Origin of the sequence: Streptomyces sp. NPDC007872, assembly GCF_042868165.1 — a bacterium.
GTDB lineage: Bacteria > Actinomycetota > Actinomycetes > Streptomycetales > Streptomycetaceae > Streptomyces.
Map to the genome: position 1 here is coordinate 59,990 of NZ_JBIAEA010000007.1, position 23,956 is coordinate 83,945.

The following is a 23,956-nucleotide window of genomic DNA, read 5'->3' on the forward strand; positions in this document are numbered from 1 at the left end:
TCAGCTCCGGTTGAACATGGCGAGCATGCGACGCGTCACCGCGAAGCCGCCGAAGACGTTGATACTGGCCAGGAGGATCGCCACGGACGACAGCACCGTGACCGCCGTGCTGGTGTGGCCGATCTGCAGGAGCGCGCCGACGACGATGATCCCGGAGATCGCGTTCGTCACCGACATGAGCGGCGTGTGCAGCGCGTGGTGGACGTGGCCGATCACGTAGTAGCCGATCACGATCGCGAGCACGAAGACCGTCACGTGGGGCAGCAGCGCCGTCGGCGCGAACGCGGCGAGGAGGAAGAGCGCCAGGGCGCCGAGGGCCACGCCGCCGAACCTCTGCCTCGCCGTCATCGGCGCCTTCTCGGGCGCGGGCTCCACCGCGGCCGCCGCGGGGGCGGGGGCCGGGGCCGCCGAGACCTGGACCGGCGGGGGCGGCCAGGCCGTCTCCCCCTTGCGCACGACGGTGATCGAGCGCTGGACCGGGTCGTCCCAGTCGAGGACGAGGCGGGCGTCCTTGTCGGGCGTCATCAGCTTCAGCAGGTTCACCAGGTTGGTGCCGTACAACTGCGAGGCCTGCGCGGGGAGTCGGCCCGCGAGGTCGGTGTAGCCGATGATCGTCACGCCGTTCTCCGTGACGGTCTTCTCGCCCTTCACCGTGCCCTCGACGTTGCCGCCGTTGGCGGCCGCCATGTCGACGATCACCGAGCCCGGCCTCATGTCCGCCACCATCTCGGCGGTGATCAGCGTCGGCGCGGGGCGGCCGGGGATCAGCGCGGTGGTGACGACGATGTCGGCCTCGCGGCACTGGGCGGCGTAGAGCTCGGCCTCGCGCGCCTTGTAGTCGTCGCCCATCTCCTTGGCGTAACCCGTCTGGGAGACCTCGGTCTCGGGGGACTCGATCGACAGGTACTCGCCGCCGAGCGAGCGCACCTGGTCGGCCACCTCCGGCCGGGGGTCGGTGGCGCGGACGATCGCGCCGAGCGAGCCCGAGGCGCCGATCGCCGCCAGGCCGGCGACGCCGGCGCCCGCGACGAGCACCCTGGCGGGCGGCACCTTGCCCGCCGCCGTCACCTGGCCGGTGAAGAACCGGCCGAACTCGTGCGCCGCCTCGATGACGGCCCGGTAGCCGGCGATGTTCGCCATCGACGACAGCACGTCCATCGACTGCGCCCGGCTGATGCGGGGCACGGCGTCCATCGAGAGCGCGGTGAAGGGGCGCCGGCCCAGGTCCTCGACCATCGCCGGGTCGAAGGCCGGGGAGAACAGGGCGATCACCGTCGCCTCCGGCCGGACCCGGTCGAGCTGGGACGGGGCCGGGGCGTTGACCCCCAGCACCACGTCCGCCGCCACCGCGTCGCCGACGGTCGCACCGGCGGCCTCGTAGGCGCCGTCGGTGAAACCGGCCGCGACGCCCGCGCCGGGGTCGACGACCACGCCGTACCCCAGTTTGCGGATCTGTTCGACCGTGGCCGGCGTGGCCGAAACGCGACTCTCACCTGCCCGCGCTTCCTTGAGGACTCCGACAATCACGAGTGTTCTCCGTTCGCTGCTCTGGCCGTCAACGGCGTGTTCCGACTCGATCAGAAGTGCGCCCGCGATGGTCCGGAGCACGCCGCTCAGCTTGACGCCGCGACCCCTTCTTGAACAGCACCCGCCGGTGAGGCACACGCAACACTTGACGGCCCCGGGGGACGTACTCCACGCGACGGCGTACGTCCCCGGGGCGGAGCCGGAACCGGAGACGGAGCCTCGGCCGGAGTCCGGAGCCTCAGCCGATGCGGGTTCCCGTGCCGCTGACCCGGACGCGCGGGTCACCCGCGCGCAGCGTCACCGTGAGCTCGCCGGGGCGGCCCAGGTCCTCGCCCTGGCGCAGGGTGAGGACGGCGTCCTCGGGGACCAGGCCGAGATCGCGCGCGTAGGCGCCGAACGCGGCGGCCGCGGCACCGGTCGCCGGGTCCTCGACGACGCCGCCGACGGGGAACGGGTCGCGCACGTGGAAGAAGGTGGCCGACTCGCGCCACACCAACTGGACCGTGGTCAGGTCCAGGCGGTGCATCAGGGCTTCGAGGCGCGCGAAGTCGTACGCGAGGTCGGCGAGACGGGCGCGGGTCGCCGCCGCGAGCACGAGGTGGCGGGCGCCGGCGAAGGCGATGCGGGGCGGGAAGGCGGGGTCGAGGTCGGCGGCCGGCCAGTCGAGCACGGCGAGCGCCTCCGCGAGGTCGGCGTCGGTGACCCCCTCGACGTGCGGCTCGACGCTGGTGAGGGTGGCCCGGAGCGTCCCGCCCTCCTCGGTCACCTCCACCGGCACGGTGCCGGCGGGCGTCGCGAACACCAGCTTCCCGGGGCCCGTCCGCTCGGCGAGCGCGAGGGCGGTGGCGACGGTGGCGTGCCCGCAGAACGGCACCTCGGCCTTGGGGCTGAAGTAACGGATGGTGTACGCCCGTTCCCCCTCGCCGCCGAGGCCCTCCGGGTCGCCGAGGCCCTCCGGGGGCGCCGTCAGGAACGCGGACTCCGAGTATCCGAGGTCGGCCGCGATCGCCAGCATGGCGCCGTCGTCGAGGCCGGTGGCGTCCAGGACGACACCGGCGGGGTTGCCGCCGTCGGGGTTGCCGGAGAAGGCGGTGTAGCGCAGCACCTCGGGCTGCGGCGTGTCGATCGTCATGCTCGTGGCAACCCGGGGCGGGCCCGGGGCTATTCCTGGCCGAGGGCCGCCTCGGTCGCGGGGAGTAGGTCCCGCGTCCCAGGCGCGCGCCGTACCCGTCCGACTAGGGTCGGCCCCCATGGAGATCGTGAGAACCGTCCGCCGCCGGACGTCGGAGCGCGTGCGCGACACCCGGGAGCGGCTCGCCGCCGAGCGGTACGTGTGGCTGTCGACGTCCCACCCCGAGCACGGGCCGCACCAGGTGCCGCTCTGGTTCCTGTGGGACGGGCGGGCGGTGTGGATGTGCACCGGCGCCGCCTCCCCGACCGCCCGGAACGTCCGCGCGGAGCCCCGCGTGCGCCTGGCCCTGCCGGACGCCTTCGACGTGGTGCTGCTCCAGGGCGAGGCGGAGTGCTTCCCGGACCGGGAGGTCCCGGCGGAGGCGGCGCGGGCGTTCGCCGACAGGTTCGGCTGGGATCCGCGCGGCGGGGAGGACTCCTTCCTCTACATACGCGTCGTCCCCGGGACCGTGCGCGCCTGGCACGGCGAGCCGGAACTGCGCGGGCGGGTCGTCATGCGCGACGGGAGCTGGCTGGAATGACGCCCGGTCCTCACCTCGGTTCACGGCCCCCGGCGTCGGTGTCAGTCCGCTGACGTAGTGTTCCCGCCACCGCAAGCCGACCGGGAGGATCCAGAGAAGTGACCGGCCTGTCCCCTTTCCCGCTGCCGTTCCAGGCTTCCCGTTCCACGGCGTTCGCGACGCCCCGGACCCTGCGGGAACTCCAGATGATGCGGTGCAGCGCGCACATCCGGGAGAAGCCGGGATGGTCCGACAAGAGGAACGACGCCGACGTCGTCGCCCGGTGGACGCGTGAAGCCGTCGCCCAGGGGCTCACCGAAGCGCAGATGCGCTACGTGCTCGCCGAACTCGCGCACTACGCCGCGCTGCGGGACGAACGCACCGGCGTGGAGGTGTCCGGCGTCGACGGGGTGTGGCAGTCGGACGCGCTGTTCGACGACGGACTCCGGTCCCGGCTGCGCGAGGCGGTCCGGGTCCTGGAGGAGGTCCCCGAGGCGGAGAGGGACTGGCACCCCGGATCCGGCGGACAGGTGCTGGACCTGGTGCACCCCTCGCTCTTCTGCCTGGTGAACGGGGTGAGCGGCGCTCCCGGGCGGGCTTGGCAGAACCCGACGGCCTCCTCCTCGAAGCACGAGTTCTCGGAGCGGTTCCAGTGGCTGCCCACGGACGTCGACGTCAGCGACGACGGCGCCGTCTCCTTCCGCTCGTACGTCAACAACGTCCACCCCGAGAACCACCGTGAACTGGCCGCCGTCCTGCCGGACCTGTTCGCGCGCATGCGCCCGCTCTTCGAGAACGTGCTCACCGATCTGCGCCGTCCGCGGCCCCTGCGGATCGAGGCGGACCCCTACGGGTGGTACGACTCGAAGCCGGAGTATCCGAACAGGTCCGCCCACGGCGACGACGCGGCCTATCAGGAGGCCCGCGGCGCGTGGGAGGAGGCCATGGACGACTGGTGGGAGAACCGCAGCCCGGTCGTCCCGGACGCCCCGGTCTTCACCCCGCCCGAGGTGCCCGACGCGTCCGCCCGGGTCGACCTGCGCGGCCGCGGCCTCCAGGTGATCGTCAAGCTCGCCACCCTCCACCTCACGCCGGAGAAGCCCGGGTACGCCGGCGGTTCCTGGCACGTCGAGGGGATGCTGAACGAGCGGATCGTCTCGACCGGCATCTTCTACTGGGACAGCGAGAACGTCACCGAGAGCCGACTGGGTTTCCGGGCGGCGCTCGACGACCCGGACTACGAGCAGAACGACGACGACGGCCTGCGCGAGGTCTACGGCCTGGAGGACGAGGACGCGCTGAACCAGGTGCTGGGATCGGTGTCGACCCCGGCGGGCCGCTGCCTGGCGTTCCCGAACGTCCTGCAGCACCGTGTCGGCCCGTTCCACCTCGCGGACCCCACCCGCCCGGGGCACCGCAAGATCCTCGCGTTCTTCCTGGTCGACCCGTCGGAGAGGATCGTCTCGACGTCCGACGTGCCGCCGCAGCAGCCCTGGTCCGGCACCTCGACCATGACGCGCGAACAGGCCGAGGAGTACCGCGAAGAGCTCATGCGGGAGCGCAAGTTCTTCGTCGACGAGCACAACGAGCAGCTCTACGAGCGGGAGTTCTCGCTCTGCGAGCACTGAGCACCGGAGGGCCGGCGGGCCCCGCGGTCTACCGGGCGGGTCCGGTGGCCCCGTCGGCCGGCAGGGCTTCGGCGGCGGCCGTCGCCACCACCTCGGCGAGCGCGGACAGGGCGGGCGAGTCCAGCTTCCACTGCTGCCAGTACAGCGGGACGTCCAGGGGCCGCTCGGGTGCCAGTTCCACGAGCCGGCCGGAGCGCAGGAGCGGTTCCGCCTGCGGCTCGGGCACCATGCCCCAGCCGAGGCCGAAGGCCACCGCGTCCCGGAAGCCGTCGGACGTGGGCACCAGGTGGCGGATCGGTCCGGCGCTCGAACGGCCCCGCGTGAGGGACCGGACGAAGGCGTCCTGGAGGCCGTCGCGCCGGTCGAAGGTCACGAGCGGTGCCTCGCGGAGGTCGTCCGCCAGGGACCCGGTGAGGTGGCGGGCGACGAACCCGGGCGCGGCGACGGCCCGGTAGCGGGCCAGGCCGAGCCGCCGCACCGTGCAGCCGGCCACCGGGTCGGGCGACGAGGTCACGGCCGCCATCACCTGTCCCTCGCGCAGCAGGGCGGTGGTGTGGGCCTCGTCCTCCCGGTGGAGCTCGAAGCAGATCGGCGGGTCCTGCGGGACCCGGGTGAGCGCGGGCAGGAACCAGGTGGCCAGGGAGTCGGCGTTGACCGCGACCGGGATCCGGACCGGACCCTGCCCGGCCGCCAGGCCCAGTTCCGCGCGGGCGTCCCGTTCCAGCCGCGCCAACTGGCGGGCGAACCGCACCACCACCTCGCCGGACTCGGTGGGGCGCACCGGCTTGACGCGCATCAGCAGGACCCGGCCGGTGCGCTGCTCCAGCGCCTTGACGCGCTGGCTGACGGCGGAGGGGGTCACGTGCAGGGCGGCGGCCGCGGCGTCGAAGGTGCCTTCGTCGACCACGGCGAGCAGGGTCCGGACCTGGTCCAGGGGGAGATCGTCCATAAGCAGGGCTAAGGATACCTAAGAACCTTTAGCTGTACTCACTCGCGTGTCCTTCCTAGGGTCGAAGCCATGACCAGCAGCATCATCACCGCCCTCCTCGCCGGGTTCGGCACGGGACTCTCCCTCATCGTCGCCATCGGCGCCCAGAACGCCTTCGTCCTGCGCCAGGGCGCACGCGGCCACGCCGTCCTGCCGGTGGTCGCGATCTGCGCCGTCTCGGACGTGGTGCTGATCGCGCTCGGCGTGGCGGGAGTGGGCGCGGTGGTCACCGCGTGGCCGGCGGCGCTGACCGCCGTGGGCCTGGCGGGCGGGGCGTTCCTGCTCGGTTACGGCTTCCTCGCGGCCAGGCGTGCCTGGCGCCCCGATCCGGCCGCCGCCCTGACCGCGGGCGGACCGGAGGCCGGCTCGGCCCGCCGCGCGGTCCTGACCTGCCTGGCCATGACCTGGCTGAACCCGCACGTGTACCTGGACACCGTCCTGCTCCTCGGCTCGCTCGCCTCCGACCGCGGCGACCTGCGCTGGGCCTTCGGCACGGGCGCGGCCCTGGCCAGCCTGAGCTGGTTCTCCGCACTCGGCTTCGGCGCCCGGCTGCTGAGCGGCGTCCTCGCCCGCCCGAAGGCCTGGCGGGTGCTGGACGGGCTGGTCGCGGCGACCATGCTGGCGACGGGCGGCATGCTGCTCGCCGGCGCCCGGGGGTGACGGCGCCGGTCCCGGTGACGTTCTCCCCGGGCGCCGGCTTCACGGTGGCGATCCGGTCCTGGTCCGTCCCGAGCTCGGCCGTGTCCGCCGTTCACCCGGACGCGGACGGGTACGGGCCGCTCCCGGGGGAACCGGTGCAGGGACGCGCGGACACCGAACGGAGACCTGCCATGACGTACGACGGAAGTGCGGCACCCGCCGCCCTGCTGCCCCTGCTGCGCACGTCCGTGGAGCGGTTGCACGACTCGGCGGCGGCCCTGACGGACGACGACGTGCGGGCCCCCTCGCCGCTGCCCGACTGGACCCGCGCGCACGTGCTCACGCACATCGCCCGCAGCGCCGACTCGCGCACCCGGCTGCTGATCGCCGCCCGCACGGGCGCGGACCTCGCGCAGTACGACGACGAGGCACAGAGGGAAAGGGAGATCGAGGAGGGCGCCGGGCGCTCGGCCGCCGAGCTGACGGCGGACCTGCGCACCGCGCTGAACGGGTTCCTGACGGCCGCCGCCGAGCATCCGGACGCGGCGTGGGAGGTGCCGGTGCGCTGGCTGGGCGGGGGGAGGCGCCCCGTCCGGGGGGCCGTCGGCAGCCTGCTGCGCGAGGTGGAGGTGCACCACACCGACCTGGGGTGCGGGCACCGGCCCGCGGACTGGCCCCCGTTCTTCGTCGCCCGCGAGCTCGCGACCACGACCGCCGGGCTGCGGGAGCGCGACGACGTGCCCGGCATGGTGCTGGTCGCCGACGAGGACCGGGTGCTGCGTCCGGTCGGCGACGGGCGCGGGCCACGGGTGTCGGGGCCGGCGGCGGCCCTCCTGGGCTGGCTGACCGGCCGCGCGGACGGACGCGACCTCGTCCTCGACCCGCCCGGTCCGCTGCCGGACCTGCCCGCCTGGCGGAGCTGACCGGGCGTCCGGCCGTCGAGCGGCGGTGGGCTCGGCGGCCGGACCCGCGGTCAGGCCAGGGGCGCGGTGGCGGCCTCGGTGATGGGCAGCACGTCCGGCCGGGCCGCCGTCAGGTAGTCGGCGGTGGACAGGCGCAGGGACCGGTCCAGCCGGGCGGCGTTGAAGTACATCTCCTCCTCCCGCAGGAGTTCCGGGTCGACGACCAGCGCGACGTCGGGGTCGAACGAGAAGGGCGGGATGGAGCCGCTGACGGCGCCGGTGAGCGACTCGGCCATGTCCTGCGGCGCGAACATCGCCTTGACGCCCCGGTAGTGCTCCCGGATCGCCTCGATGTCCACCCGCAGGTGGCCGGGCACCACGGCGATGACGTAGCGGCCCTTCTTCTTCGTCACCCCGACCCGCACGACGATGCACTTGGCCGCCTGCTCGATGCGGTTGCCGCGCAGCGCGCTGATCTTCTCGGTGTTCCCCTCCTCGACGTGTTCGAGGACGGAGTAACGGGCGCCGGTGGTGTCGAGCAGGTCGACGATCTGTTCGTAGGGGGTGGGTCGGGTGGTGCTGGATTCCACGGGGGTCTCCTTGAGCCGTGGTGCGGGGCCGGCCGGTCAGCCCCACGCCACCGCGCGGGTCAGGGTGTCGTCGGTGAAGCCGAGGAAGAAGCCCAGGGTGGTGCGCGTGGCACCGCGGACCTCTTCTATCTCGTGGTAGTGGGTGGGATTGATCAGGTACACATCGTAGGTCTGCGGCCGGAAGACGTGTCGCGGAACGCCCTCGACCACCCCGGCGCGGTACCCCAGTTCGGTGGGCACCTTCCAGCGCTCGTCCCGCGGCTCCCACGGTTTGGCGTACGTGATCAACTCCCCGCCGCCGTCGCATTCCTGGAGGCACACCACGCAACTGAGCTGCCGGACCACCCCGGCCAGGGACAGTCCGGTGCCCTGCGCGTCGCGTGCGATGTGGTCGTTGTGCAGGGGGTTGCGCACGCCGTCGGCGTGCAGCCGGATCACGGCCTCGCCGTAGGCCCTGCCGTCCGGCTCCCGGGCCGGTTGCAGGGACTCCAGGCCGAAGGTGCGCCGCAGGGCCGCGCGCACCCGCGCCGGCAGGTCGAAACCGGCGTCGGCCATCCGCCGGTTGGCGCGCGCGGACTGCTCGAAGTACGGATCCAGGCGGTCGAGGTGCGCGGCGAGGTAGGGGCCGACGGTGGTCAGGGAGCCGTTGCTGTAGTTCACGGTCGACGCCGATCCCAGCAGGTCGAGGGCGCGTCGGCGGGCCCGGTCGAAGTCGGGCGGCTCCAGCAGACCGCGGAGCCGGATCACGGCGGTCTCCCCCGCGCTGAGGCGGCGCAGGGGTTCGGGGCCCAGGTCGGGGTGGTGTGCGACGTCGTAGGTGGTGCGGTCCCAGGTGACCGCCTGCCGCGTCGTCGCTTGCGTCTCATGCCGCACGGTGGGCGCTCCTCGCGTGCCGGGGGGTGAAGGGCAGGTCGGTGATCGTGTGCGGGTCGAGTGCCTCCCACCGGTCCGCGGGGGCGAGGGCCGGGACGACCTCGGAGGCGATGACGTCGGCCTCGGGCAGGCGCAGCCGGCGCAGGGTGAAGTAGTCCTGGTAGGGGGCCGTCGGGGGCGTCCAGTGGACGACGTAGGCGCGCCGGGGATTGATGAGCAGGGAGTTGCCGCTTGTGCCGCCGGGCGGGATGTCCGCCAGCCGCTCCAGGGCGAGTTCGGTGTCCAGTTCGAACCGGCCGTGCGGCAGCAGGTAGTCGAAGTACTCGGCGGAGTCGAAGGCCGACGCGCTCAGGCCCAGACGCCGGTGGACGGTCGGCAGGAAGCCGTTGTGCATGAAGTACCAGGGGCCCGTGTCGTCGAGCCGCTCCAGCGGGTGGGCGAAGCGCGGGCCGGACTTCTCCGGCAGGGTGGCGTGGCGGACGTGGACGGCGAGCATGTCGGTGCGCAGGTCCAGGAGTTCGGCGCTGCGCGGGCTCTCGGCGAGGGCGCGGTGGTCGCGCAGGGCGCCGAGCGTGCCGTCCTCCCTGCGCCACACCGCTCCCCAGCCGTTGGGGTGCACGCGGGTCGGCACGTCCTGAAGGGCCGTCACGCCGGTGCTCATGCCCAGGGCGGCGTCCAGGACGGCCGCCGGGTCGAAGCGGCCACGGGCGATGATGAGCCGGCACATGGCGTCTCTCCTTTCACGGGTTCTCTCACGGGCTCCCGCGCGGTCCTCTTCACGGGGCGCTCACGCGGGTGGGGAGGGTGGCGCAGTCGGTGAGCAGGCGCCGGACGGCGTCCGGGTCCTCGCCCCGGACGACCACCCGTCCCAGGACCGCCGCGTGGCGCTTGCGGTCCGAGGCCAGTACGGCGGCGTGCGCGGGGTCCAGGGAGGCCTCCGGGGGGACGGGGGCGGCGGGCAGCACCGTCACCCGGGCCCCGGCCCGCGCCAGTTCTCCGGCGCGGTGCACCTGTCCGGGGTGGGTGCAGGCGAGCTGTCCGTAGAAGGGGCCCCCTCGGTCCCGGGGCGCGTGCGGGACGGGTTCCTCGCCGAGGTGGGCGGCGAGCGCCAGGTCGGCCCAGCGGGCCCCGACGGCCCGCTCGACCAGCGCCACCAGGCCGCCGCCGGACAGCCGGTAGCCCATTTCGAGGAAGTACAGGCCTCCGTCGTGGGCGGCGACGGCGTCGAGGTGGAAGGGACCGTCGCGGTATCCGGTCGCCGTCAGCGCCCTCTGCGCCAGGGCGCACAGCCCGGGGTCCGCGGCGGACGGCGGCAGCATCAGGTGGCCGGCCTCGCGGAAGCCGCGCGGCCCCCGGCCCGGTCCCGGTCCGGTCTCCGGCCCCGGCTCCGGTCCTGGTGCGCCTCCCGTCTCCGGCTCCAGCAGCACGATCTTCTCGCACACGCTCAGCACGTGGGCCCGTCCGTCGTGGGCGACGCCCTGCACGGAATACTCCGTACCGCTCACGTACTCCTCGGTCAGGACGCCGGTGAAGGCGCCGCCGCCATAGTTGGCGGTGCGTGCCAGGAGCCGGCGGGCGCGGTGGTCCTCCCGTTCGTCCTCGACGAGGTGCACGCCCAGTCCGCCCCCTCCGTCCACGGGCTTGACCACGCGCGGGTACGGGACGCCGGCGCCCTGGCCGTCCGTACTGTGGCGGGGCTGGCGGACCTGCGGGGCGAGCGCGGTCAGCAGCGCCCGCTGGCGTGCCTTGTCGGGGGCGCGGAACGGCGGGCGGCCGGGGAGGGCGGGCGGCACGGACAGGGTGGCGGCCGCGTCGAAGGTGGCCGCCGCGTACCGTTCGAAGCCCGCGAGGAGCACCGCGGGCCGCACGGCCGCGTCCCGCAGGGCGGCGAGCACCTGGGCCGGGTCGTGCGGCTGCCGGACGGCGATCTCCTCGTCGAAGGGCGCCCGGCCCAGTCGTCCGCGCCAGGCGAGGTAGGCGGGGGTCTCGACCAGCACGGCGGGCAGCCCGCGGGCCGCGGCGGCGTCCCGGTAGGGGTCCAGCCCGTCCCGGGTGGCGCCGAGCTGGACGAGGGCCGGGGCGGATGCGGTCACCGGGTCACCGTCCGGACAGCAGTTCGTGGACGATCGGCCCGTCCGCGCTGTGCCTGGTCCTGATCAGCTCCTTATGGGGATCGTCCTCCAGGATGCGGTTGACCAGCGCTCCGCTGTCGGGACGGTCGTCGGCGTACAACCGGCGCGCCTGGGGCAACGTCAGTCCGCTGATCTCCTCCAGGGAGACGGCCAGTTCGAGGCCGGGGCCGGTGACGGGTTCGTCCGCCGGCGCCGCCAGCAGCGCGCGGAGGGCCGGTTCGGCGGCCGCCAGCTCCGGGTGCTCCGCGCGCAGGAAGGCGGACAGCCGCTGTCCGCGGGCGGTGAACGGGGCGTGCACCAGGCACACCAGGTGCTGAGGGGTGAGGCCGTACGCCTCCGCGGCGAACCGCTCGACCGCGTCCCGTACGGCGGCCCGTGCCGGGGTGCCCGCGTAGCGCTCCGCCATCCGGTCGATGAGCCGCTGCGGGAAGTCCTTGCGCCGCATCAGCCGCAGCGCGAAGGACACGTACTCGTCCATGCCGTCGTCGTAGGAGCGTCCGTGGACGTGCTCGCAGGTCAGGCCGCGCAGATGGGCCATGAGGGCGGGGTTGGCGCAGTCGGACTCGGTGAAGCTGAAGGCGAGGTCGTCGAAGCGGAAGCCGAGGAACTCGGTCAGCAGTTCCCAGTGGCTGCCGGAGTCGTAGGGGGTGTCGTCGAAGATGGAGAAGAAGGACAGGTCGGCGGGCACGTCGGCGTGCACCCCCGGGCCTTCGGGGGCAGCCTCTCCGTGGATGGTCCGCGCGTAGGCGCGGCTCACCGTGTCCAGCGCGCCCAGGACGCGGGGGAAACCGGTGCGCCGCCGTGCCCGCGGGTCGTGGCCCACCTGGCGGCCCAGGCGGTTGATCCACACGGCGTAGTCGCGCTGCTCCTCCCGCGAGTCCCCCGTGACGATGAGGTCGGCGCCCCGGCCGTGCGCGGCGGCCAGGCCGAAGGAGTTGGCCATGGAGAGGTTGCAGGCGTTGCAGAAGGTGGGGCGGGCCTGGGCGGCCGTGCGGTGACCCGTCATCAGGATGTCGGCGCGGTTGCGGGCCGTCACGGCGGGGTCCGCGGGCAGGTCGTGCCGGAACGGGCGTATCCGGCCGCCGTCCAGCAGCAGCAGTTCGCAGGACGGGTCGTCGTACATGCCCAGCGCGCGGTAGGTCCGGTCGATGTTCTCCATCACCGCCCGCGGCATGCCCGCGTGGCGGTTGGTCGCGCTGCGGAGGACGAACGGGGCTCCGTCGCGCCGGGCCGTGAAGAGCTGGACGGCGCGGACGAACGCGACGGTGTAGCTGCTGTCCTTGCCGCCGCCGTACCCCACCAGGACGGTGCTGTCCCGCACGCCGCCGTGCGGGCGCAGGGCGTCGACGAGCCGGTCGGCGGCCGACCGGACGGCCTGCCGGTCCCGTGGGGCGAGGTGGTCGAGCAGCTCGCGCAGGACGTCCGCGTGGCGGTCCCGCGAGGAGGAGGGGGTGGAGGTGGGCGGGGCGGGGCTGGGATGTCGGGTCATGGCGTCCTCTTCGACGTGGGCGGTCGCGCGGCGGGGGTGCTGTCGCCCGCTCGGGCGGTGAACACGGCGTAGCGCACCTCGCAGGTGCGGCCGCCGTCCTGGTCGCCGAACCAGAGCTGTCCGGGGCCGGGGAGCATTTCGCTGATCTCCAGTGGGCCGCCCTCCGGTGCTCTGGCGGCCATACGGGTGAGGCAGCCCGCCAGGAGCGGGCTGTCCAGGTCGCAGTAGACGGGTTTGGGTTCGCCGGGGCAGCGCACGTACACGTGGCGGGGCAGTTCGAGCCGGGCGCGGAGCCGCTGGAGGCGGGCGAAGGCGTCGGGTTCCTCGTCGACGCCGGCCGCGGCGATCTCGGCGGGGTCGACGCGCCACAGTTCGCGCTGGAGCACGACCTCCCCGACGCTGATCCGCGGCAGGTGCGTCCGGCCGGCGCCGCCGACCGCCTTGGTCTCGGTGGTGGTCGGGAATCCGAACGGCGCGAACGGGTTGTGCCGCAGCATCGGCCAGGCCAGCGGCGGGACGGTCAGCCGCAGCCGCCGGCCGTCGGGGGCGAGCAACCGCAGTCGTCCGTCGGCCAGTTCCACGGTCAGCTCGGCCAGCCGCAGCCGGTCGGGCCCCGGGGCGTCGGAGCGGTCGTGCGCCTCGATGTCCGGCCCCGTGGGGGCGATCCGCGGGAACGTCTTGTTCAGGTGGCACTGGGTGACGTCGGCCAGGGTCTCGTCCGGTGCGAGCAGTCGTGCGTAGAGCTCGGCCTCCTCGGACGGGAACGAGGGAAAGGCCTGTTCGACGAAGGGGGCGATGGAGCCGTGGCTGAGGTGGTCGTCCATGGCGTGCAGGTCGCCCACCACCAGGGTCGGTTCGCCGTGTTCCAGGTGATCGCGGTCGGCGGCGGCGATCATCAGGTCGGGGTTGCACACGGCGGGTTCGTCCAGTCCGTACCGGTCGATGAGGGCCGTGACGCGGGCGCGCTCCACGTGGTGGCGGTGCGCGGTGGTGCCGGCGGGCGGCAACAGCGCGTCCTCCAGTTCCCCGGCGATGGCGCTCACCCGTGTCTCGCAGTCCCGGTAGCGGTCGGCGAGCCGGTCGAGGTCGGTGACGAACGCGGTCAGGTAGTCGCCGGCGGGGACGCGGGCCTCCGGGCCGAAGCGGTGCCGGAACCAGTCGGCGAGGAGCTCCCGCTCCAGTCGCAGTCGCCAGCGCGGGCGCAGCAGGAACAGGTCGTACAGGAGGGAGAGTTCGCCGCTCATCCGGCTGACGAGCGGCTCGCCGAGCACGAGGTCCCCGGCGACCCCGGTGCAGTGTTCGTGGAACAGGCTGTGGTCGCTGTAGAAGCCGCGCTGCGGTCGGTGCGGCGGCAGGCCGGTGATGTCGGTGAACAGCGACTTCAGGTCGCTCAGGGCCTGGGGCCGCCCGTCGGGGGGCGCGCTCTGCAGGGCGGTGACGGCCCGCGCGAGGCGGGCACAGGCCCGGGACGCGGGGTGCCCGTCTCCCAGGACGGACAGTCGGTCGCGCAGGGCCTCCAGCGCGTCTTCGACTCCGTAGGCCAGGTCCGGTTCCCCGGCCACGGCGCCCAGGTCCCGCAGGGCCGCGACGTCCCCCGCGACCTCGCGGGGTTCGCGGCCGATGTCGGCGGCGAGCCGCGCGACGGTGGTCTCCCCGTCGCAGCGGTCGAACAGCTCCAGCAGGGCCGGGGTCAGGTCGCGGGGCGGCGCGGGGTGGACGGTTTCGCGCACCTCGGTGCTCATGCGGCGCTGGTCGAGGCGGACGAGGTGCAGCCGGCCGCCTTCCGTACGGGCGCCGGGGGCGCGGCGGGGCCGGTCGAGCAGCCGCACGTCCTCGTGCGCCTCGCGCAGGGCCCCGGCGACCGCCTCCACCGCCCACCGGGAGAGCACGGTGTGGCGGCGCAGCGGCGCGGGCCGCCAGTGCACGCCGGTGCGCGAGCCGTCCAGTCGGGCCGGGGCGAGCGGGCCGAAGTGGCTGGTCGTGTCGTTCTTGGCGCACACCCGCTGGAGGTAGCGCACCAGGGTGGCCGTGTTGTTGCGGTCCTGCTTGCTCCACGTGCCCCGGGGGTCGGCCCGGTGCAGCCAGCGGACCAGTCGGGCGTGGGCGGAGTCGTTGGACACCAGGAGCATGTCCTGGAGCGAGGGAGTGGTGCGGAAGAGGTCCAGGACCCGCTCGGCGCCGCCGAGGCAGGCCGCCGCGTACGCCTGGCGGTAGGCGTGGTCGGCGTCGTCGCGGCGGCGCAGGGCTTCCTCGTGGCGTCGCGCCGTGCGGGCGAACGGCTCGGACAGCGGCTCGTCGCGCGGCGGGTAGGGGCGGCCCCGGCGCAGGGCCCGCAGCAGTGAGCGGTCGGCGTTGTTCGTCGCCTCCCCGCGCGAGGTCTCGGCCTGCCGGGCGAATGAGTCCAGCTCTTCCCGGGCGGCCAGGCGCAGGCGGGCCAGGCGCAGGCACTCCGGGTCGCTCAGCGCGTGGAGCAGGGCGAAGGGGTAGCCGGCCATGCGCAGGACGGCCGCGGACGCGGGCTGCCAGGGCAGGGCGGGCCGGTGGGGCGACGGCGTGGTGACGGGATCGGGGGACAGTGCGGTCATGGCGCTCCTCGGAGCCGCTGGTGGAAGGGGGAGCCGGGGGTCAGCACGCCGCCTTTCGCTCCGTGGTCCGCTCGTCCGTCCACGTCACCCGCCGGGGGTCGCGTGCGGCGCGCCGGGACAGGGCTCCCACCGGGACGGTGCTCAGCAGGAGCAGCGCCCCGAGCACCAGCCAGCCGGCCTCCCGCGCTCCGCTGACCAGGGCGGTGACCAGCGCGGGGCCCAGTGCCGTCGCGCCCGACTCGGTGCTGGCGGTGAGGCCCTGGTACTGGCCCTCGGCCTCCTTGACCATGAAGCCGAGGGACAGGCCCCAGCGGGAGGAGACGTAGAACAGCTCGCCGACGACGTGCGCGCCCATCCCGAGGACGATGACCAGGGTGGCCAGCAGCGGGCTGCCCGCCCAGGCAGCCGCGGCGAAGACCAGGCAGCAGCAGGCGAGGGCGAGGGCGGAGACGCGGTTGGAGCGCACGGAGCGGGGGATGTCCACCGCCTGCCGGGTGACGCGCACCTGGAACAGGGCGATGGCCAGGGAGCTGACCGCGACCGCCAGGCCGGCCGTCCACAGCGGTGCCTCGGTGCCCTCCGCGATCCACAGCGGCAGACCGCTGGAGAGCAGCGGCCAGCACAGCGACAGGAGCGCGGTGGTGCTCATCAGCCCCACGTACGGCAGGTCGCGCAGCACCGCCGTGCCCTTCTGCCGCCGTTCGACCGGGGTCGCCGGGACGTGCGGCAGGGCCAGGGTCAGGACCGCGGCGACGGCGAAGGTGACGGCGTTGACCAGGATGGACGCCACGAAGACGGAGCGCCCTCCGTCGGCCAGGACCAGCATGGCGGCGCCGGCGCCCGCGGCGTAGGCGATGTGCTGCACGACCCGGCCCTGCGCCAGGACGCGCAGGCTGTTGTCCTTGTCCATGAGCTGGTAGACGAGGCTGACCCGGACGCCGACGCCCGAACTCTGCACGGCGGAGTAGCAGCAGGAGACGAGGAGCAGCGACCAGAAGCCGTCCACGAAGATGTAGGCGGCGGAGGCCGCGCCGCGCAGCAGGACGATCAGGAAGAGGACTTCGCGCGGCCCGCGGCGGTCGGCCGCGGTGCCGACGGGTATCGCCGCGAGGAAGCCCGCCACTCCCCCGATCCCGATGGCCAGGCCCATGCTCTCGGCGGGGATGTGCTGGATGCGGGTGAAGTAGATGGCCCAGATGCTGAACCACAGGCCGTCGCCGAAGCCGTTGACCGCCTGGCCGCCGAGTAAGAGGGGTACGGTGGCGCGCTTCTTCATCCGGGCGCCTTCCTCCTTCGTACCACCGGAGCCGGCGGTCATGCGGCCACGGCGACGTTCTGTGCGGCCCCGTGCCGTTCCACGCTGATGACACCGTCCTGGCCGTCGGCGAAGTAGCGCGCCAGGCAGCCCGCCGGGGCGCCTCCGATGACGACCGGCCCCAGCACGGGCGCCACCTGCGTGGTGTACACCTCGCCGTCGGCGCCCTGCGTGGTCATCGGCCGGCGCACGGATTCCACCCGTTGCTGCGCGACGCAGTCCTCGCGCTGCACGGCCCGGCGCACCTCGGCGCGCCAGGTCTCCCGGTCGGTGTCCCGGCCCATGGTGACCTGCTCGCCCTTCATGCCGGTGGCGCCCTTGAGGAGGAACTCCTCCTGCCGCTCCAGCAGCAGGTCCTCCAGCGGCCACCGGCGGCCCCGGTGGACGACTTCGCGGTCGCCGGTCACGCGGGTCCACGGCACGTAGCGGTCCACCAGACGCCGTTCCTCGGGGGTCATCGAGGGGTGCCCCTCGGACGCGATGCCGAGGAGCTTCTTGTTGAAGAGCAGCGAGGAGGTCTCCGAGGAGACCAACTGGCAGCCCGCCTCCAGGACTTCGCCCACCGGTGTCCAGTCCACGCCCAGCTCGGTCCACTCCTGGACGGTGAAGTGGCGCAGCCCCACCGGGTAGCGCAATTCTCCGGTGGGGCTCAGCACGCCCTCCACCAGGTCCTCGGGTTCGAAGAAGGCGGCGTCGAATCCGCGCGAGCGCAGGTAGTCCACCTCGACGTCGAAGTAGCGGGTGCTGCTGACGCCGCGCACGAGGTCGGCGACGCTCCCCTGCAGGACGACCGCACGGGCGGTGCCCTCGCGGGCGCACATCGCCTCGAACATGTCGGCGCGGGCCCGGAAGGGACGGTGGGCGAAGAGCGACCGGTCGGCGTAGACGTCGTCGACCCAGGCGTCCGCGAGGAGCTGCGTCTGCACCACCGCGCCGACGCCGCCCCCGGCGTTGTACTCGATGAGCCGGATCCCGTCGGGGGTGACGAAGGCGTCCGGCCGGGCGATGGCGGCGGCGTAGCGCCACTCCCAGGCCTCGTCGGAGGTGAACAGCGGGCATTCGGCGGGATCGACGCTCAGCGCGGCGAGCCGTTCGGCGCGGTCCCCGCCGAGTCCGTGGGCCACCTTCACCAGCACCTGGAGCACCCGGGCGGCGGCGGCGTGCAGCTCCTCGTAGACGGAACGGGGCAGCAGCACCGGGTGGAGGGGAACCGCCCCCGGCGGGAAGGGCACGTCACGCATGCCGTACAGCAGCCGTTCGCGCACGTGCTGGGCGGACGGGGCCGCCAGCCCGGTTCCGGGAAGCTCGCAGGAGGTCGCTGACATGGTTCTCCTTGTTCTCGCGCGGGGCGATCAGGCGGTGGGATCCTGGGGCGGCCGCCGTCCCCAGGCCTGGAAGAGCAGCGGGTGGACGACGACGGTGTCCGGTGCGAGGACGTGGGCGCGCACCCGGCCGACGCAGTCGTCCAGCTCGCCGGCGGTGATCAGGTCCTGGTCGACCAGGGCGTCCCGGCACAGCTCGGCCCGGTCGGCCAGGAGCGTCTGGTAGGGGTGGTCCGGCTGGAAGGCCCGGGCGAAGACGTCGACGCGTACGTCGAGCAGGCCGGCGTCGCGCAGCAGGCGGGGCAGCCTGCGGCCGAGCCGTACGTCCATGCCGTTGCGCCGCCACAGCTCCGCGACGACGCCGACCAGCCGGTCCCAGGCGGGGTGGGGCGGGTCGCAGACCCGGGTGACCCAGTCCACGTCCTGCACGGCGAGCGTGCCGCCGGGCCGGGTCAGGGCGGTCATCTCGGCGAGCACGGCGTCGCTGTGGGGGACGTTCATCAGCACCAGGCGGGTGTGGACGAAGTCGAAGCTGCCGGGCTCCTCGCCGCTCACGGCCGCGTCCCCGTGGACCAGGCGGACGTTGTCCAGGCCCCGGGCGGCGACCTCCTCCCGGGCCCGCTCCACCATCGAGGCCTGGACGTCCAGTCCGACGACCTCGCCCCCGGGGCCGACCCGGTCGGCGAGCAGGTCCATGATGCCCAGCGGGCCGCAGCCGACGTCGAGGGCCCGCTCGCCCGGCCCGGGACCGCACCGTTCGAGGAGCTGCCGGGCCTCCGGGCGGAACAGCTCGCCCTGGAAGAGCATCCGGTCCAGTTCGGAGGCGGCGGCGCCCATCAGGTACTGGTCGGCCACGGTCATGGGGCAGCTCCCTGGAGTGAAGGCGTCGTGCGGGGGTCACTTGGCGGAGGCGGAGGCGGGGACGGGGGCAGGGCGCGCAGTCGGGCCCGCAGCCGGAGCACCGCCTCGCGCAGCGGCGTCAGCCGGGCCGGGGTCCACTCCTCGGGTACGTCCGGCCAGTGCGGGCGCAGCGCGGACAGCGCGGCCGGGGTGAGCCGGACGGCGCCGCCGGCCCCGGCGACCGCCCCGTCGAGCCGGCCGGCCTCGGTGTTCCAGCGCACCGCTTCGTCGCGGGACAGGCCGGGCGGCAGCCGCAGGGCGACGTGCCGGTGCGTGACGGTCACGGGGTAGCCGCCGGGCAGTCCGGCGGGGCCGGGCAGGTGCCCGGTGTGGTCGGGGCCCGCACCCGCGAGGGCGGCGAGGGGGGCCGCGGCGGCCAGCGCCCCCACCTCGTTGAGGTGGCTCCGGGCGCGCCGGCGGACCGCGGTCAGTTCGCCGGTCAGGTCGACGGGGGACCCGTCCAGCCAGGCCCGTGCGTCGAGGCCGGGCGCTTCGGGGGGGTGCAGGTGGGCGTGGTGGGCCAGCAGGTGCAGTCGCCGGGGGTCGGCGACGCCGGCCCGGCCGGCCAGCGCGGCGGCCAGGGTGGCGACGTTGCCCACCCCGCAGACCACCGGCGTGCCGAGGGCGGTGAGGAGCGGGTTGACGGCGTCGGGGAAGCAGGCGTTGACGAGCAGGGTGTCCGGTGCGGCCCGTTCGGCCGCCCGGGCGTAGCGCAGGACGTGCCCGGTCTGCAGGGGCAGGGTCAGGGCGAACCCGGCCCGGGACACCAGGTCCGTCCAGGCCGAGGGGGCGGTGCGGCTCTCCGCGGGGCTGTGTTCGGAGGTGCAGACCACCAGGACGTCGGGGCGGAGGGAGGCCAGCAGGCGCTCCGGCCCGTCCGGATCGCCGGGGTCGACCCCGTGTCCCCGGCAGGTGGGGGGAGCGCCGCTGAGTGCCGCGTGGTTGCGGGCCAGCTCGGCCAGTTCGCCCGCCCGGCCCGCGTCGGAGCCGAGGACGGACAGGTCGAGCGGTTCCCGGTGCCGGGCCAGGGCGCGCAGCAGGGTGCCGGCGAAGGCGCCGGTCCCGGCGATCGCGATGCGCGGCGGGCTCATCGGCCGCCTCCGAGGAAGGCGTCGAGGTCGAGGAGGCGCGGCTCGGGCAGTCCGGGGCAGCGTGCGCTGACGTCCAGCCGTGGCGGGCGCTGGGCGTCGGTGAAGTAGGTGGGCGTCATGCGCGGGCCGTCCGGTCCCGCGGTCCAGCTCAGCAGCGGGTTGGCCACCAGCAGGTCACGGACCCCGGGGGTGTCGTTGCGTACGTACAGGCGTATCCGCTTGCGGGAGAAGTGGTTGGGCGGCAACTGGACGCGGGGGGCGAACTTGCGCTTCCACTGGAAGATGCCCTTGCTGAGGAACGCCTCGGTGCCGAAGAAGTCCACGTGCGGTACGCGCCGCGCGCAGGCCCACCGCAGCAGCAGGTGGTACACCGCTTTGAACGCGCCGTCCGCGTAGTGCTGTTCGTCGCCGTCCAGGACGCCGAGGAGCCGGGTGGTGAGCGTACGGCGGTCCGGCGACCAGTGGCACAGCACGCCGGCCACCCGCCGGCCGCCGCTGGTCACGAACAGCAGCGTGCCCCGCGGCAGGATGGCGTGCCGCGCCACGGACAGGCTCTCGGTGCGGCTGCGGTCGCCGTGGCGGCGCCGCATGGTCGGCCGGTGCATGCGCCGGTAGAAGAAGTCGAGGGCCTCCGGGGAGGGGTCCTCCTGGAGCTCCCAGTCGTGCCGGCGCTGGTTGCGGTTGAACTCCCATCGCTCGCGCCGGGAGATCTGTCGTTGGAGCTCCTCCTGGGACGGGGGGACGTCGACCACCAGGTGCACCCGGAAGGGCGCGGTGAGCGCGGTGGTGTCGGGCAGCCGGTCCATCCGCGCGGCGTCGGCCCCCACGACCACGAGGTCGGCCGGCGGCCACCGCCCCTCGGCGAGGTGCCGCCAGCCGACGCGGGCGGTCTGACGGCGCGTCACGGGCGCCCCCAGGCGGGCGCGTTGGTGTTCGAGGAGCTGCAGGATGTTGGCCTCTCCCTGGGGGAGGCCGACGTAGGCGATGACGGGTGCGCCGGGCGGGCCGTGCGAGACGGTGGCCCGGACGCTGCGGGGCGCGGTGTCGGCCAGCCGGCGGGCGGTCCGCCAGCCGGCGCCCGGGCTGTTGTTCCAGGCGTACGCCGCCCGGGAGCGCAGCGGTGAGGTGGGGCGGGCGGGGCCGTCGGGCGGGGCCGGGTCGGCGGTCCGGGCGGGCGGGAGGAGAGCAGGCAAGGGGGTCCCCTGACGGAAGAAGACGGGCTCCGGCGCGGGCTGCCGGAGGTCAGGCGGCCGCCTCCCGCACCAGTGCGCGCAGGTCGTCGAGGGAGTCGACGGGCCGGAGGTGTTCGTCGCGTACGGGGCGGAAGTCGCCGCTGTGGTAGGAGCCCGAAGCGTGCACCAGGACCTCGGGGTCGGTGAGCAGTCCCCGGTCGACGGCGTTGAACACGCCGGTGAGCGCCATGACGAGCGACCACTCCCGCAGTCGGCGCGGGTCGCTCGGCAGGACGACGCCGTGCGGGGCGAGCAGTTCGCGGATCGCGGGATAGCGTTCGACGCACTCGACGAGCGACACGACGATGCCGCCGCCGCCCTGCCGGCGGATGATCTCGTTCATCCGCGGGGAGGTGGCCGGGGTGTGGGTGTAGAACGTGGGGTCGAGCTGTTCGTCGGCCGCGTGGGCGGCGAACGGGAAGCGGGGGTCCTCGCTCTGGACGAGGAGCCCGTCGCGGGCCTCCCACGCGGGCCGGTGGTCGAAGCCGCCGTGGTGGAGGCTGGCGACCATGTCGGGCGTGCCGAGGTGCTGGACCAGGAAGTAGCCGGCGCCTTCGGCGGGCCACTGGCGGCCGGTGTGCCACTGCTGGCCGTGGAAGTGGCCGAGCAGTCCGAAGGCGCTGGACACCGCGTGGGCGTGGACGCGCGGTTCCCGCGGGAGGTTGTCGCGCTCGAAGAGGGCGCGTACGGCGTCGGCGACCATGTAGTTGCCCAGGTCCATGGTGTGCCACAGCCGGACCCCGTGGGCGGCGAAGACGGCGTCGGCCTCCGCGTCCACCACGGCCCGCGCGAGCTCCTTGACCTGGGCGGAGCCTCCGCCGTGCGAGACGGCCACCGGGTGGGCGCGGCGCCGTTCCGCGTCCTGCGCGAGCGGCGAGTCCCAGAGCTTCGTGGCGGAGACGGAGGGCACCACGCAGGCGATGCGCAGCTCCCGTTCGGTCGCCAGGCCCGCTTCGTGGGCGCGCAGCACGGCGTCGCGCAGTGCCGTGGCCTTGTTCGCGCTGGACGGGGTGACGATCATGACCGGTTCGCCGGTGCGGCGGACGTGGGCGACGGCCCGGGCCACGATCACCAGGGAGGCGAACGTCTTGGTGGTGCGGGTCCGCGGGTTGTGCATCAGGTTGAGCAGGCCCAGGCGGGTGCCGGCCCGCTCCCCGAGGTGGTGCGCGCTCATGGTGGAGGGCGCGAAGAACGTCTCCAGCGACGGGCTCGGCTCGGGCAGTTCCCAGCGGGGCGAGAATCCGGCGGGGGTCTCGGCGGCGTCCCCGGCCGCGGCCAGGATCTGGCGCAGTTCCCGGTCGTAGCGGGTCAGCGCGGCGGGGCACACGACGCTCTCCGGGGAGGCGGCGGGGGTGCCGGGGGCGTCGGTGGGGGCCGTCGTGTCGCGGGTGGCCGGCCCGGGTGTCGTGGTCGTCATCGGGCGGCTCCCTGGAGCACGTCGCCGCGGGTCAGTTCCGCGACGGGGGTCTCGGCGGGGTCGTGGCCGACGGTCACGGGCCGGTTGCTCCGGTCCACGAAGACGACGTGCGGCTTGTTGTCCCTGGCCTCCTGCTCGGCCACCGTGCGGTAGCCGATGACGATGACCAGGTCGCCCGGGGAGATCAGCCGGGCGGCCGCGCCGTTGATGCCGATGACCCCGCTGTCGGCCTCGCCCTCGATGACGTAGGTGGTGAGCCGGTTGCCGTTGTCGATGTCGACGATGTCGACCTGCTCGCCGGGCAGCAGGTCGGCCGCCTCCATCAGGGTGCGGTCGATGGTCACCGAGCCGACGTAGTGCAGGTCCGCCTGGGTGACCGTGGCGCGGTGGATCTTGCTGTGCAGCATGGTCCGGTACATGGGTGCCCCTCCGGGGTGTCAGCCGGCTATCTGGATGCGGCGCAGGTGGCGGTTGCGGTCGCTGAAGGCGTTGCGCGCGTGCAGGAGCCGCCAGTTGTCCCACACCAACATGTCGCGTTCGCGGTAGTCCACGGCGACGTGGTCGCGCTCGAAGCTCTTGTGCCAGCGGTCCTGGAGCTCCGCGACCGGGTCGTCGTCGTCCCGGATGAGGTTGTTGCAACTGAACCGGACGATCGGCCCCTCGGGGTGGTCCTCCAGAACGGGGTGGCGGGTGTGCAGGTCGAGGCCGAGCCGCTGCACGCCCTCGGTGGTCTTCCACGCGTAGTCCGTGTCCAGCAGCCGCTGCCTCTCCTGCTCCGACAGCGCTTCCACCAGGGGACGCGTGTCCATGAGGGTGGTCTCGCCGCCGGGTCCCTCGGCCGGGGAGACGCACCACAGGGCGATGTAGCGGGGCGGGGTGACGGCGAAGTCGTATCCCTCGGAGTGCGGGGTGAGGGGGCGGGTGTTGCCCGCGTGGTAGACGTCGTCCATACCCGGTTCGGGGCGTACGTCGCCCACCACGGCGCCCGTGTAGTTGGGCACGAAGTCGCCCAGGCTCCGGCACAGGCGCACCGGGTCGAACTCCTCGGTCACGTTGCACAGCAGCACGTAACCGTGTTCCTCCATGAGCTGGTGGAAGGTCCTCATCAGCAGCTCCTCCTGGAGCGGCTGCCGGTTGAAGTCGAGCTGGGACAGGATGCTGACGGGGGAATGGGCCACGTACTCCTCCGTGGACATGCGAGTGCTGACCACTCGGCGGTCTGATGTCCGCGGCGGCTGTCGAGCCGCGGGCGGATGTCGTAGGGCGCCGTGTCCCGCACGGCGCTTGCCGCGAAGGAACATCGCGGCGACCGGGTTCGTCGGATCCGGCAGGGCGCGCGACGCGCCTGTCGCATCAAGGGGGCGTGCCCGGCCGGTCCTCGGCACGGGCCTCGTGCGCTCCCCGGCGGCGGGGGGAGGCTGTGCGTCCTTCCCGCCGACAGGATCGGAACACTGCCACAAGCCTCTTCCGGCCGGTCCCCCCGTGGCCTGCAAATGCTTTCGCTAACGCATCAGTTCACGCCGAATATGCCAGCGGGAACTCGCTTCCCGCGGATCGCCGGAACCCCTGGTCAGCCCGGCCCGCGATCCGTGCCGGGCGCACGGGACGCGCCCCTCAGGTCGGCCGAAACCCTTC

21 protein-coding genes are annotated in these 23,956 nt (G+C 74.0%); 4 read left to right on the forward strand and 17 right to left on the reverse strand.

Going from position 1 to position 23,956, the window contains the following annotated elements; translation table 11 throughout:
* Both ACFYNX_RS24175 and ACFYNX_RS24180 read right to left on the reverse strand, forming a co-directional pair.
* Positions 1-1,527, reverse strand: coding sequence for a Re/Si-specific NAD(P)(+) transhydrogenase subunit alpha (locus tag ACFYNX_RS24175; RefSeq protein WP_388664028.1), 1,527 nt, complete (start codon positions 1,525-1,527; stop codon positions 1-3).
* Between the two features lie 238 nt (positions 1,528-1,765).
* Positions 1,766-2,659, reverse strand: coding sequence for a PhzF family phenazine biosynthesis protein (locus tag ACFYNX_RS24180; protein WP_388664030.1), 894 nt, complete (start codon positions 2,657-2,659; stop codon positions 1,766-1,768).
* A 118-nt stretch (positions 2,660-2,777) separates the two neighbouring features.
* Here ACFYNX_RS24180 and ACFYNX_RS24185 point away from each other — a divergent pair, with 118 nt between their 5' ends.
* Complete coding sequence (locus tag ACFYNX_RS24185; protein WP_388664032.1) at positions 2,778-3,239, forward strand: pyridoxamine 5'-phosphate oxidase family protein; 462 nt, start codon at positions 2,778-2,780, stop codon at positions 3,237-3,239.
* 98 nt (positions 3,240-3,337) lie between these two features.
* Positions 3,338-4,846, forward strand: a complete 1,509-nt coding sequence (locus ACFYNX_RS24190) for a DUF4246 domain-containing protein (protein ID WP_388664034.1) — start codon at positions 3,338-3,340, stop codon at positions 4,844-4,846.
* Positions 4,847-4,874: 28 nt separating this feature from the next.
* On the opposite strand, the gene ACFYNX_RS24195 is transcribed toward ACFYNX_RS24190, so the two are convergent.
* Positions 4,875-5,795, reverse strand: coding sequence for a LysR family transcriptional regulator ArgP (locus ACFYNX_RS24195; RefSeq protein ID WP_388664036.1), 921 nt, complete (start codon positions 5,793-5,795; stop codon positions 4,875-4,877).
* A gap of 69 nt (positions 5,796-5,864) precedes the next feature.
* On the opposite strand from ACFYNX_RS24195, the gene ACFYNX_RS24200 reads away from it, so the two are divergent.
* Entirely contained in the window at positions 5,865-6,494 is a 630-nt protein-coding gene (locus tag ACFYNX_RS24200) for a LysE/ArgO family amino acid transporter (RefSeq protein WP_388664038.1), read from the forward strand.
* A gap of 170 nt (positions 6,495-6,664) precedes the next feature.
* Positions 6,665-7,396 carry a maleylpyruvate isomerase family mycothiol-dependent enzyme gene (locus ACFYNX_RS24205; protein ID WP_388664040.1) on the forward strand — a complete coding sequence of 244 codons (732 nt, stop codon included), beginning with the start codon at positions 6,665-6,667 and terminating at the stop codon, positions 7,394-7,396.
* Between the two features lie 50 nt (positions 7,397-7,446).
* Here ACFYNX_RS24205 and ACFYNX_RS24210 read toward each other — a convergent pair whose 3' ends face one another.
* Genes ACFYNX_RS24210 through ACFYNX_RS24275 form a run of 14 tightly spaced genes read right to left on the reverse strand, consistent with a single transcriptional unit; the run spans position 7,447 to position 23,499 of the window.
* On the reverse strand, positions 7,447-7,965 hold the full coding sequence (locus tag ACFYNX_RS24210) for a YbaK/EbsC family protein (RefSeq protein WP_388664042.1): 519 nt from the start codon (positions 7,963-7,965) through the stop codon (positions 7,447-7,449).
* A gap of 36 nt (positions 7,966-8,001) precedes the next feature.
* Entirely contained in the window at positions 8,002-8,838 is an 837-nt protein-coding gene (locus ACFYNX_RS24215; protein WP_388664044.1) for a hypothetical protein, read from the reverse strand.
* Complete coding sequence (locus tag ACFYNX_RS24220; protein ID WP_388664046.1) at positions 8,828-9,565, reverse strand: class II glutamine amidotransferase; 738 nt, start codon at positions 9,563-9,565, stop codon at positions 8,828-8,830. The genes ACFYNX_RS24215 and ACFYNX_RS24220 overlap by 11 nt, the downstream gene beginning before the upstream one ends.
* A gap of 49 nt (positions 9,566-9,614) precedes the next feature.
* Complete coding sequence (locus ACFYNX_RS24225) at positions 9,615-10,931, reverse strand: acetyl-CoA carboxylase biotin carboxylase subunit family protein (protein WP_388664048.1); 1,317 nt, start codon at positions 10,929-10,931, stop codon at positions 9,615-9,617.
* A gap of 4 nt (positions 10,932-10,935) precedes the next feature.
* Positions 10,936-12,459 carry a PqqD family protein gene (locus tag ACFYNX_RS24230; protein WP_365540217.1) on the reverse strand — a complete coding sequence of 508 codons (1,524 nt, stop codon included), beginning with the start codon at positions 12,457-12,459 and terminating at the stop codon, positions 10,936-10,938.
* Positions 12,456-15,044: a lantibiotic dehydratase gene (locus ACFYNX_RS24235; RefSeq protein WP_388664051.1), complete on the reverse strand. Its 2,589-nt coding sequence runs from the start codon at positions 15,042-15,044 to the stop codon at positions 12,456-12,458. The genes ACFYNX_RS24230 and ACFYNX_RS24235 overlap by 4 nt, the downstream gene beginning before the upstream one ends.
* A 40-nt stretch (positions 15,045-15,084) precedes the next feature.
* Complete coding sequence (locus ACFYNX_RS24240) at positions 15,085-16,320, reverse strand: MFS transporter (protein ID WP_388664053.1); 1,236 nt, start codon at positions 16,318-16,320, stop codon at positions 15,085-15,087.
* A gap of 38 nt (positions 16,321-16,358) precedes the next feature.
* On the reverse strand, positions 16,359-17,684 hold the full coding sequence (locus ACFYNX_RS24245; protein WP_388664055.1) for a hypothetical protein: 1,326 nt from the start codon (positions 17,682-17,684) through the stop codon (positions 16,359-16,361).
* Between the two features lie 27 nt (positions 17,685-17,711).
* The gene (locus tag ACFYNX_RS24250; protein ID WP_365540221.1) at positions 17,712-18,542 is read right to left on the reverse strand and encodes a methyltransferase domain-containing protein; all 831 of its coding nucleotides are present in this window, start codon (positions 18,540-18,542) and stop codon (positions 17,712-17,714) included.
* The gene (locus ACFYNX_RS24255; RefSeq protein ID WP_388664057.1) at positions 18,539-19,672 is read right to left on the reverse strand and encodes a hypothetical protein; all 1,134 of its coding nucleotides are present in this window, start codon (positions 19,670-19,672) and stop codon (positions 18,539-18,541) included. The genes ACFYNX_RS24250 and ACFYNX_RS24255 overlap by 4 nt, the downstream gene beginning before the upstream one ends.
* Complete coding sequence (locus tag ACFYNX_RS24260; RefSeq protein ID WP_388664059.1) at positions 19,669-20,865, reverse strand: GNAT family N-acetyltransferase; 1,197 nt, start codon at positions 20,863-20,865, stop codon at positions 19,669-19,671. Before ACFYNX_RS24260 ends, ACFYNX_RS24255 begins: the two co-directional genes overlap by 4 nt.
* 49 nt (positions 20,866-20,914) lie before the next feature.
* Entirely contained in the window at positions 20,915-22,321 is a 1,407-nt protein-coding gene (locus ACFYNX_RS24265) for a DUF6002 family protein (RefSeq protein WP_388664061.1), read from the reverse strand.
* A complete protein-coding gene (gene panD, locus ACFYNX_RS24270; RefSeq protein ID WP_365540225.1) occupies positions 22,318-22,740 on the reverse strand; it encodes an aspartate 1-decarboxylase in 423 nt (140 codons plus the stop codon). The genes ACFYNX_RS24265 and panD overlap by 4 nt, the downstream gene beginning before the upstream one ends.
* 18 nt (positions 22,741-22,758) lie before the next feature.
* Complete coding sequence (locus tag ACFYNX_RS24275) at positions 22,759-23,499, reverse strand: TauD/TfdA family dioxygenase (RefSeq protein WP_365540226.1); 741 nt, start codon at positions 23,497-23,499, stop codon at positions 22,759-22,761.
* Between the last annotated feature and the right edge of the window lie 457 nt (positions 23,500-23,956).